The sequence below is a fragment of the Myroides sp. LoEW2-1 genome, assembly GCF_009767705.1.
Lineage (GTDB): Bacteria > Bacteroidota > Bacteroidia > Flavobacteriales > Flavobacteriaceae > Flavobacterium > Flavobacterium album_A.
In genome coordinates this window covers 1-1544 of the sequence record NZ_WSPP01000296.1, presented here as the reverse complement: position 1 = coordinate 1544, position 1544 = coordinate 1, and the positions used below count along the sequence as shown (strand labels likewise).

Below are 1544 nucleotides of genomic sequence, written 5' to 3'. Positions count from 1 at the left end.
CATATTGGGAGTTTGCTACAAAACGACAAGAAGTATTCTTTAATAAAATTAATAATACTATTCCACTAACAGAAGATCCCATTTTAGATCGTCATCGTTTTACAAATGTTTATCGCGCTTCTGATCGTGTTAGTCAATACTTAATCCGTAATGTTATTTACAAAGAAGGTGCTACATATACCAAAAACGATCTCTTATTTCGAATATTATTATTTAAAATTTTCAATAAAATCTCTACTTGGGAGTTATTAGAGACAAATTTTGACAATATTAAGTTGAATAATTTTGACTCGCAATTATATAGCAGATTACTTACAGAGGCTAAAGAAGCTAAAGAAGTTATATATTCAGGTGCTTATATTATGACTTCAGGTAAAAGCATATTTGGACATAACTTTAAACATGAAAATCATCTTGAGTTATTGAAAAAACATATACAAAATGGTAATTTATTGAGTTGTATTGAAAATGCCAGAAATATGGAAGAAGTATATAAGGCGCTTTTAGAGATACCTACTTTCGGTAGTTTTTTAGCATATCAATATACTATAGATATAAATTATAGTGAACTAACTAATTTCAGTGAAATGGATTTTGTAAAAGCTGGTCCAGGGGCAAAAGATGGTATTAGAAAATGTTTTTATGATTATGGAGATTATACATTTGAAGATATCATAAAGTATATGTGTGATATTCAAGAACAACAATTTGCGGTACAGAACTTAGACTTTAAAACATTAGGTGGAAGGAAACTTCAACTTATAGATTGTCAAAACCTATTCTGTGAAGTAGATAAGTATTCTAGAGTAGCACATCCAGATGTTAACGGTTTATCCAACCGTACACGTATTAAACAGATTTATAAGCCAGACAACAGTCATATAGATTATTTTTTTCCTCCTAAATGGAATATCAAATTATAAAAAAAATCACCACATCCACATCACATATCTCTTACAATCCCTTGTAAATCAGATGATATAAGATATTGTATCGATAATTTCGTCCGCAATAGCCTTATACAAAAAAACCTAAGAAAGATTAACTCTCTTAGGTTTTTTGTATAATTATTAATACTTCAAAGCTGTCATTTGTTTTTAAATATACATCTAAAAACTCTTTGATAGGATATATTTCTGATTCATAACATAACTCTTCTATTTTTTTTACATCCAATGTAAAAATCATGCAACTCGAAAAAACGAATCCTTTTAAATTAAAACAATGTACAAATATTATCTAATATTAATTCTCTTTTTTAAATTTATTCGAATTAATGTAAACATTCGGTAGAGCTTCTAAAACAAGTTCTAATTCCTTCTTTTTCAACGTTATATTTACTTGTTTTAGATTTTTTAATTTTTTTAAAACTTCTATACTGCTCATAATATTTAGGTTAGGGCAAAACGAAACATCCAGAAATATCAAATTATGCTCTTCTGTTGTATCCACCCGACCAAGCCCATATTTCATAAGCTAACGTAAGGTAGTAAGTTTGCTTGAAATAATAAAGAGATGAGCAAACAAGAAATAATGTACTCTCA

At 28.1% G+C, this 1544-nt stretch carries 2 protein-coding genes; one reads left to right on the top strand and one right to left on the bottom strand.

Going from position 1 to position 1544, the window contains the following annotated elements; all coding sequences use genetic code 11:
* The coding region (locus tag GOQ24_RS14820; protein WP_160340041.1) for a nucleotide kinase domain-containing protein at positions 1-923 on the top strand (923 nt) is incomplete at its 5' end.
* A 322-nt stretch (positions 924-1245) separates the two neighbouring features.
* Here GOQ24_RS14820 and GOQ24_RS16570 read toward each other — a convergent pair.
* The gene (locus tag GOQ24_RS16570) at positions 1246-1386 is read right to left on the bottom strand and encodes a hypothetical protein (protein WP_208103234.1); all 141 of its coding nucleotides are present in this window, start codon (positions 1384-1386) and stop codon (positions 1246-1248) included.
* Positions 1387-1544: the final 158 nt, after the last annotated feature.

Bases quoted from the DNA above. Each gene is read 5' to 3' on its own strand.
- GOQ24_RS16570 (WP_208103234.1), bottom strand. From the start codon at position 1,386: ATGAGCAGTATAGAAGTTTTAAAAAAATTAAAAAATCTAAAACAAGTA.